An 8,816-nucleotide genomic window follows, 5' to 3' on the forward strand; every position below is an offset into this window, starting at 1 on the left:
GACCTGGTGGACCGCCCGGATGCAGGAGCACCTGGGATGACGGAGGCCGCCGCGCCGAGGCCCGCGAGGCCATGCGGGAGCTCCTCGCCGAGCGCATCCCCGGCCAGTCCCTCGATGCGCCCCTCTACACCGACCCCGACATGTTCCCCCACGACATCGAGGGGATCTTCGGGCGGCACTGGTTCTTCGCGGCCACCGTCGCCGAGATCCCCGAGCCCGGGGACTACGTCACGATCGACGTCGGCCGCTTCTCGCTGATCGTCATGCACGGCGACGACGAGGAGATCAGCGTCCTGCACAACGTGTGCCGCCACCGCGGCGCCCGCGTGCTCCAGGACGCCCGCGGATCGACCGGCAACCTCGTGTGCCCCTACCACTCGTGGACCTACGCGAGCGACGGCCGCCTGCTCCACGCCGCCGGCGGCGGTCCCGACTTCGACCCCGGCTGCCTGGGCCTGCGCCGTGCCCACTGCCAGGTCGTCTCGGGGCTGATCTTCGTGTGCCTCGCGCAGGAGCCGCCGGAGGACTTCGACGCCGTCATGGAGATGGTCGAGCCGTACTTCGCGCCCCACGAGATGACCTCGACGAAGGTGGCCGTCCGGCAGGACCTCGTGGAGAACGGCAACTGGAAGCTCACGATGGAGAACAACCGCGAGTGCTACCACTGCGACGGCCATCCCGAGCTCGCATGCTCCCTGTTCCCCACCTTCGGCATGACCGAGGAGCAGGTGCCCGAGCACCACCGCGACGACTGGGTCCGGATGCTCAGCGCCCAGGGACGCCTCGAGGAGCGCTGCGAGCGCTACGGGCTGCCCTATCGCCTCATCGAGGAGGTCGCCTCCCGCGAGGCCGGCGTGCGCATCGAGCGGATCGCCATGGACGGGGAGGGGGAGTCGTTCTCCGCCTCGGGCCACCGCCTGAGCCAGAAGCTGCTCGGCGACCTGCCCGACTTCCGGCTGGGGGATCTCACGCTCCACCTGCAGCCCAACTGCTGGTTCCACTTCCTCAGCGACCACATCGTCACCTTCGCGGTCTTCCCGATCGACGTGGACCGCACCCTCGTGCGCACCACCTGGCTCGTGGCCGACGACGCGGTCGAGGGCAAGGACTACTACCCGGACTCCCTGGCCCACGTGTGGCGGGAGACCAACCTCCAGGACGCGGCGTTCGTCGAGATGACCCACCGCGGCGTGTCGGACCCGGCCTACGTCCCCGGCCGCTACATGCCCAGCGAGCACCTCGTCGACGGCTTCCTGACCTGGTGGACCGCCCGGATGCAGGAGCACCTGGGATGACGGAGGCCGCCGCGCGCCACCGGACGAAGGTGCCGCCGCGCCCGGACCGGGGCGTCCGCATGCCCTGGGTGCTCGGGACCAGCCCCGTGCCCGACCCGCCCGCGGAGCTCGCGCTCGAGTGCCTCGTGCGGGTGCAGGAGAGCCCGAGCATCGTCAGCTTCACGATGCGGCGCCGGGACGGGAAGCCGCTCGCGTTCCGCAGCGGGCAGTACCTATCGATCTCGGTGCCGGCCGGCCCCGACGGGACGCCGTGCGAGCGCAACTACTCGATCTCGTCGAGCCCGCTGGACTGCAGCGTCGTGCGGATCTCGGTCAAGAGGGAGCCGCAGGGGCTGGTCTCGAGCTGGATCCACGAGAACCTGCGGCCGGGGATGACGGTCGACGCGCTGGGCCCGCTCGGCGACTTCTACCCGGCCGACGTCGAGCGCCGGGCCCGCTTCCTGCTGCTGGCCGGGGGAGTGGGGATCACCCCGATCGCCTCGATCCTGTGGACCCTGCACAAGGCCGACGGGGCGGCGTCCATCGACCTGATCCACCACGCCTCCCGGCCCGAGGAGTTCGCGCTGTCCGGGGAGCTCCTCGACATCGCCGAGCGCGACCCGCGCGTGCGCGTGCACCTGAGCCTCGGCGATCGCCCCTGCGAGACGTGGGAGGGGCTCGCCGGGCGCCTCGACGCGGAGGTGATCGAGTCCCTCGTCCCCGACGCGTGCGGCCGCCAGGTCTTCGCCTGCGGCCCGCCCGGCTACCTCGAGGCCGCGAAGTCCGTGGTCGTCTCCCTGGGAGTGAGCCCCAACTCGTTCTTCACCGAGTCCTTCCTCGACACCGTCCAGACGGGCGAGCTCGAGGAGGAGGGCGCCGTGGCGCCTGCCGTGTGGGACACCGAGGCCGTGTCCGAGGCGGAGGTCGCGGACGCGGTCGACGACATCGACGGCCTGCCCGAGCGCGACCCGGACGACCCGCGCCCGGCCGTGTCCTTCGTGCGCACCGGTGTGCGGGTGATGGCCGAGGAGGGCGAGACGATCCTGCAGGCGGCGACGCGCGAGGGGATCACCCTGCGCTCGAACTGCGCCAACGGCATGTGCGGGACCTGCAAGGTGCGCACGCTGGCCGGTGACGTCGACATGCGCCACAACGGAGGGATCCGTCGGCGCGAGGTCGAGGACGGGATCATCCTCGCGTGCTGCTCGCGGCCCGAGGGCGACGTGGTGATCGACGCCTGACCGCGCGGTCCGCCCGTCCGTGCGCCGTGCGCGCCCGTTCGCCCAGCGCGGACGGGCGCGCTCGTCCGTCAGGGGCCTCGCATAGGGTGAGCACCCCCGAGACGGGCCGCGACGCACCGGGCGCGCGGCGAGGAGGCCCCGCGTGATCCGATTCGAGAACGTCGGCAAGTCCTACGGCGGTGCGACGCCCGCGGTCGAGGGCTTCTCCTGCACCATCCCCTCGCACACGTGCACCGTGCTCGTCGGCACCAGCGGCTCTGGGAAGACCACCCTGCTGCGCATGGTCAACCGCATGGTCGACCCCACGTCGGGGCGCGTGCTCATCGACGACGAGGACGTCGCGACCGTCGACCCCGTGGCCCTGCGCCGCCGCATCGGCTATGTCATGCAGTCCAGCGGGCTCCTGCCCCACCGCACGGTCGTCGACAACGTCGCGACCGTCCCCGTGCTCACCGGGACGCCCCGCCGCGAGGCCCGCGCCCGAGCCCTCGACCTGCTCGAGATGGTCGGCCTCGACCGCGATCTCGGCGGGCGCTACCCGGCCCAGCTCTCGGGCGGGCAGCAGCAGCGCGTCGGCGTGGCCCGCGCGCTCGCCGCGGACCCGAACATCCTGCTCATGGACGAGCCCTTCGGCGCGGTCGACCCGATCGTCCGCGCCGAGCTGCAGGACGAGCTCGCGCGCCTCCAGCAGGACCTCGGCAAGACCATCCTGTTCGTCACCCACGACATCGACGAGGCCTTCCGCCTGGGCGACCAGGTGATCGTGCTGCGACCCGGCGGCGTCATCGCCCAGGCCGGAACGCCCGAGGAAATCCTCGCGGACCCCGCGGACGACTTCGTGGGCAGCTTCATCGGCGCGGGCTCCGGCAAGCGGACGCTGCGCGTGCGCGAGGTCGAGGGGCGGCGGATCGTGGTCGACGGCGCGGGCTCGGCGATCGGCGTGCTCGACGACGGTGCCGGTCCTTCTCGTGCGGCCTTGCGCGGTGCGGCCTCGCCCGGCACGGATCGGGCCGATGGGGAGCGGGCCCACGGCGGGGGCGCGCACCGCGCGGGGGAGCGCCCGTGAGCTGGATCCTGGCGAACCTCGGCCTCATCGGCTCCCAGCTCGGCGCGCACCTGCTGCAGGCGCTGCCGCCGATCCTGACGTCGTTCGTGCTGGCGATCCCCCTGGCGCGCCTGGCCGCGCGTGCCTCCTGGCTCCGCGGGGTCGTCGGCGTCGGCTCCGGACTGCTGTACGCGATCCCCTCGCTGCCGCTGTTCATCGTGCTGCCGATCCTGCTGGGCACGGGCATCCGCTCGATCGCCAACGTCATCATCGCGCTCACGCTCTACGGACTCGCGCTCATGGTGCCCGGGGCGATCAGCGCGTTCGCGAGCGTGGGCCGCGACGCGCTGGCCTCGGCGACCGCTCAGGGCTACGCGCCCGCCGCCCGCTTCTGGCAGGTCGAGCTGCCGCTGGCCGGGCCCGCGCTCCTGGCGACCCTGCGGGTGGTCGCCGTCTCCACCGTGTCGCTCGTGACGGTCGGCGGCGTCCTCGGCGTGCCGAGCCTGGGCATGCTGTTCGTCGACGGCTTCCAGCGCGGCATCCTCGCCGAGATCCTCACGGGCGTCGTGCTCACCGCGGCGCTCGCGCTCGTGCTCGACGCCCTGCTCGTGGCCGCGGGCCGCGTGCTCATGCCGTGGACGCGCGCCGGAGCCGGGGGCGTCGGGGCCGGGGGCGTCGAGGCAGCAACCGCGGCGGAGGCGAGCGCATGAGCCAGCTGATCCTCGCCCTGCAGTGGGCGACCGACCCCGCGCACTGGTCCGGCCCCACCGGCATCGGCGTCCGCCTGCTCGAGCACCTCTGGTACACGCTCCTGGGCGTCGGCATCGCCGCCCTCATCGCCGTGCCCATCGGTCTGCTCGTGGGCCACACCCGGCGCGGCCGCGGCCTCGCGGTCGCCGCCGCGGGCGCCGCCCGAGCACTGCCCACCCTGGGCCTGGTCACCCTGTTCGGGCTGCTGCTGGGCATCGGCCTCCTCGCGCCCCTAATCGCCTTCGTGGTGCTCGCGATCCCATCGCTGCTGGCCGGCGCCTACTCGGCGTGCGAGGCGGTGGACCCCCGCACCGTGGACGCCGCGCGCGCCCAGGGCATGACCGAGCTGCAGATCCTCACCCGGGTGGAGCTGCCGCTCGGGATGCCGCTGCTGATCACCGGCCTGCGCTCGGCGACGTTGCAGGTCATCGCGACGGCCATGCTCGCCGCCTACGTCGGCAACGGCGGACTGGGCCGCTTCATCTTCCTCGGGCTCAAGACCCAGGACTACCCGCAGATGCTCGGCGGATCCCTCCTGGTGATCGCCCTCGCGATCGCCGTCGAGGCCCTCCTGCTGGGCATTCAGCGCCTCACCGCACCCCGGGGCCTCGCATGAGCGCGCGCCCCGACCCCACGGTCATCGGGGTCGGCCCCGCACCGCCGTCGGCCCCTGCCCGCCGCCGGACCGGCGCCTACCCAGTGCCGAACCCGGCTCACCCGACCCGTTGCTCACCCGACCCGCTGCTCGATCTGACCTGCTGTTCGATCTGACCCGCCCCCGGAAGGACGCATCATGACTGCACCGCACGAGACCCCCGCCGACCGCACCGCCCTGTCTGCCCGCGCCGGCCTGCCCGCCCGCACTGACCCGGTCGCCGGCGGTGGGCCGTCCCGCCGCGCCTCGCTCGGACGCCGCAGCGCCCTGGGCCTGCTCGGCCTGGCGCCCGTCGCGGCCCTCGCCGCCTGCTCGGACTCCGACCCCCTCGCCGAGGACTCCTCGCAGAGCGCGGGCGGCTCGGACGGCGGCGGCAGCGCGACCGGTGCGCTCGTCGTCGGCTCCCAGGCCTACTACTCCAACGAGATCATCGCCGAGCTCTTCGCCCAGGCGATCGAGACGACCGGGACCCAGGTCGAGCGCCAGTACCAGATCGGCCAGCGCGAGGTGTACATGCCCGAGCTGGAGTCCGGCGCGATCGACGTGCTGCCCGAGTACACCGGCAACCTGCTGCAGTTCTACGACAAGGAGGCCGCCGCGGCGAGCCCGGACGAGGTCGCCCAGGCGCTCGCCGAGGCCCTCCCGGAGGCTCTGCGCGCGCTCCCGCATGCGGCGGCGACCGACCAGGACTCCTACACCACCACCTCTGCCTTCGCCCAGGAGAACTCCCTGACGAGCCTCGCGGACCTCGCCGGCGTGAAGGATCTGAAGATCGCCGCCAACAGCGAGTTCGAGACCCGTCCCTACGGCCCCGAGGGGCTGAAGAAGATCTACGGCGCGGACGTCTCGCTCGTGCCCGTCGAGGACTCGGGCGGCCCGCTGACCGTCAAGGCGCTCGTCGACGGCGACGTCCAGCTGGCCGACATCTACTCCGCCGACCCTGCGATCGCGAAGAACTCCCTGGTCACCCTCGAGGATCCGGAGTCGATGGTGCTGCCGCAGAACGTCGTCCCGATCGTCTCGTCACGGATCGACGAGAAGGCCGCCGCGGCCATCAAGGCCGTCACCGACGCCCTGAGCACCGAGGAGCTGATCGCCCTGAACACGCAGAGCGTCGACGAGCAGAAGGCCTCCGCCGAGATCGCCACCGCGTGGCTGCAGGCCAAGGGGCTGGCATGACCCGCATCGCCGTCACCGGTGCCACCGGGGCCCTCGGATCCCGCGCCGCCCGCGGGGTGCTGGCCCGTCTCGACGAGCAGGTCGCGGCGCTCGACGGCGCGGCCGCGACCTCTCACGGCGCGTCCGCAGACGCCGATGCGCCGGTCCTCCGCCTCGTCGTCCGCGATCCGTCGCGCCTGCCTGCCGATCTGCGCCAGCGGGTCGAGGCTGGAGAGTCGGCCGGGGGCGTGCGCGTCGAGGTCGCCGCGGCGTTTTACGCCGATGCCGCTGCCTGTCGCGCGGCTTTCGCGGATGTCGATGCGCTGCTGCTCGTCTCCGCGGGAGAGAGTGGGGATCGCGTGCGCGAGCATCGCACCGCCGTCGCCGCCGCGGCCGATGCCGGGGTGCGCCACCTCGTCTACACCTCGTTCACCGGGGCGAGCGCGGACGCGACCTTCACCCTCGCCCGCGACCACGGGGACACCGAGACCGCGATCCGCGAGGCGGCCGAGCGCACCGGCATGGCCTGGACGTTCCTGCGCGACGACTTCTATTTCGACGTCCTGATCCCGTGGGCGGGGGAGGAGCGCACTCTCCGCGGCCCCGCGGGCCAGGGGCGCTGCGCATTCGTGGCCCGCGATGATGTGGCGGATGCGGCCGCGGCGAGCCTCGCCGACCCGGATCCGTGGGACGGGGAGGTGCTCGAGATGACCGGGTCCGAAGCCCTCACTCTGGACGATGTGGCGCGGCGTCTCTCGGCCGCGACGGGGACGGAGTTCCGCTACGTCGACGAGACGATGGCCGAGGCCCGCGCTTCGCGCGCCGGGTACGGAGCGCCTGCGTGGCAGGTGGAGGCGTGGATCAGCACGTACACCGCGATCGCCTCGGGTGCGCTCGCGGCCGTGAGCGACGACGTGCGCCGTGTGCTCGGACGCGCTCCGAGGACGCTCGAGAACGTCGTCGCGGGGCGCTGACCTGCGGATCTGGACGAGAGGGCGCCGCCGAGGCCTTCTGCGGGATCTCGCCCGCATCAGCCGTCGGGTCGGGTGAGAACGGGCGCTGACCTGAGGATATGGACGCCGCGTCCAGGGAACGTGCACGCGGCGTCCAGGCGGGCGTTCCACGGTGGAGCCATGACCACGACGCAGACCTCCATCACCGTGACCCGCACGATCGACGCCCCCGCGAAGGACATCTTCGACGTCCTCTCGCTCCCGGCCCGCCACCCGGAGTTCGACGGCTCCGGCTTCGTCCGCTCGGCCGAGAACACCGAGCGCATCACGAAGGTCGGCGAGCAGTTCGCGATGAACATGTCCGGCGACCACATGGGCGGGGACTACCAGACCTACAACCACGTGAGCGCCTTCGACGCCAACAAGATGATCGGATGGAAGCCCACCCCGGAGAAGGGTGCCGACGAGACGCCCGGCTGGGAGTGGCTCTACGAGCTCAAGCCGCTCGACTCGGGCGATACCGAGGTCTCGCTGACCTATGACTGGTCGAAGGTCACCGATCCGAAGCTCCTGCCCCTGTTCCCGCTGGTCAGCGAGGAGCAGCTCGAGGAGTCGCTGAACCTGCTGGCCGCGGCGGTCACGAAGAGCTGACGCAGGCGGGCATGCCCGTCCGGCCCCGGCGCCCCGGCGGTCCCGTCAGCCGGGCGGCCTCCCGTCCAGAGAATGCAGTCCAGCGGCATCTGCTTCGGATAATCCGGGGCGCATGCCGCTGGACTGCACTTTCTGGACGCGCGGGCCGCTGGCCGCGTTCGGGTGGGCTGCATCCTCTGGACGCGCGGGCCGCTGGCCGCGTTCGGGTGGGTTGCATCCTCTGGACGCGCGGGCCGCTGGCCGCGTGCGTCCGCAACGGGATTCGCCGCGCCCCGATGCCCGGCTCAGCTGGCGGTGCCGTCCTGGCGCCAGGGGACTCCGCGCCGGTGGATGTCCAGCACCTCCAGCACCGCCCTCAGCTGCTCCTCGGTGGTGATGTTCTTGATCTGCCAGTAGTCCGGAGCCGTGGAGCGGGGCCGAACCGGTTCACATCTGCGGTTCTGCGGGCGCGGCCGGCAGCAGCGATTGATACATCCGAATGAGCCGCACGAGCTCGTCGATCTGAGCGCGCGTGGTGATGTTCTTGACTTCCACGTGTTCTTTGTCGGGGTCGGCGAGCACCGATCCGACTGCAGGACCGCTCGCTGTCACGGCGGCTCGGAACTCGTCGGGCCGCGCCAGCCCCGAGATCTTCTCGAAATGGAAGCTGAACGAGCGCTTGAGGACCTTCAGCAGGTAATGAGGCTCTTCACGAACGAGGGTGTAGTCGGTTGAGCGCGTCGGTGGCCGGGTAGGGGTCGAGGTCTCCTGGATGATGGAAGTTCTTCACGCTCGCCATCCCGAAAGACCTCGACGTGCTCCACCCTACTTTCGCGACCCCTGACCTGACCACGTTCTGCCGCCTCGACGAGCTCGGCCTCGTCGCCGTCGGCCAGCTGATCGAGCCGGATCGGGCCACGATCGAATGCCGCGTCGTCGAGGACGACCCGTGGTGTCGGAAGTGCGGTGTCGAGGGCGTGCCGCGGGACACGGTCACGCGTCGACTGGCGCACGAGCCGTTCGGGCACCGGCCGACGACCCTGCTGGTGCGGGTGCGCCTGGACGCAGTGTTCGCGAGCGAGGAGCACGTCGAGGTCGAGGCGACCTGGG

8 protein-coding genes and 1 pseudogene are annotated in these 8,816 nt (G+C 72.1%); all 9 read left to right on the plus strand.

The features are described from left to right. Positions 1-71 precede the first annotated feature (71 nt). Positions 72-1,295, plus strand: a complete 1,224-nt coding sequence (locus tag FM110_RS04410) for an aromatic ring-hydroxylating oxygenase subunit alpha (protein WP_087103048.1) — start codon at positions 72-74, stop codon at positions 1,293-1,295. Continuing rightward, complete coding sequence (locus FM110_RS04415) at positions 1,292-2,515, plus strand: flavin reductase family protein (RefSeq protein WP_087103050.1); 1,224 nt, start codon at positions 1,292-1,294, stop codon at positions 2,513-2,515. The genes FM110_RS04410 and FM110_RS04415 overlap by 4 nt, the downstream gene beginning before the upstream one ends. Positions 2,516-2,657: 142 nt before the next feature. Next, the gene (locus FM110_RS04420) at positions 2,658-3,581 is read left to right on the plus strand and encodes an ABC transporter ATP-binding protein (protein ID WP_087103052.1); all 924 of its coding nucleotides are present in this window, start codon (positions 2,658-2,660) and stop codon (positions 3,579-3,581) included. Continuing rightward, the gene (locus tag FM110_RS04425; RefSeq protein WP_087103055.1) at positions 3,578-4,270 is read left to right on the plus strand and encodes an ABC transporter permease; all 693 of its coding nucleotides are present in this window, start codon (positions 3,578-3,580) and stop codon (positions 4,268-4,270) included. Before FM110_RS04420 ends, FM110_RS04425 begins: the two co-directional genes overlap by 4 nt. Next, positions 4,267-4,926 carry an ABC transporter permease gene (locus FM110_RS04430; protein WP_087103057.1) on the plus strand — a complete coding sequence of 220 codons (660 nt, stop codon included), beginning with the start codon at positions 4,267-4,269 and terminating at the stop codon, positions 4,924-4,926. Before FM110_RS04425 ends, FM110_RS04430 begins: the two co-directional genes overlap by 4 nt. Positions 4,927-5,103: 177 nt before the next feature. Continuing rightward, complete coding sequence (locus FM110_RS04435) at positions 5,104-6,144, plus strand: ABC transporter substrate-binding protein (RefSeq protein ID WP_087103059.1); 1,041 nt, start codon at positions 5,104-5,106, stop codon at positions 6,142-6,144. Then, on the plus strand, positions 6,141-7,097 hold the full coding sequence (locus FM110_RS04440; RefSeq protein WP_087103060.1) for an NmrA family NAD(P)-binding protein: 957 nt from the start codon (positions 6,141-6,143) through the stop codon (positions 7,095-7,097). The genes FM110_RS04435 and FM110_RS04440 overlap by 4 nt, the downstream gene beginning before the upstream one ends. A 159-nt stretch (positions 7,098-7,256) precedes the next feature. Next, positions 7,257-7,727 (plus strand): SRPBCC family protein, encoded by a 471-nt coding sequence (locus tag FM110_RS04445; RefSeq protein WP_087103062.1) that lies wholly within the window; start codon positions 7,257-7,259, stop codon positions 7,725-7,727. Positions 7,728-8,521: 794 nt separating this feature from the next. Next, positions 8,522-8,816, plus strand: a pseudogene (locus FM110_RS04450) (transposase family protein); the annotation flags it as partial.

The organism is Brachybacterium nesterenkovii (assembly GCF_900163655.1).
In the GTDB taxonomy this organism is placed as follows: Bacteria; Actinomycetota; Actinomycetes; order Actinomycetales; family Dermabacteraceae; genus Brachybacterium; species Brachybacterium nesterenkovii.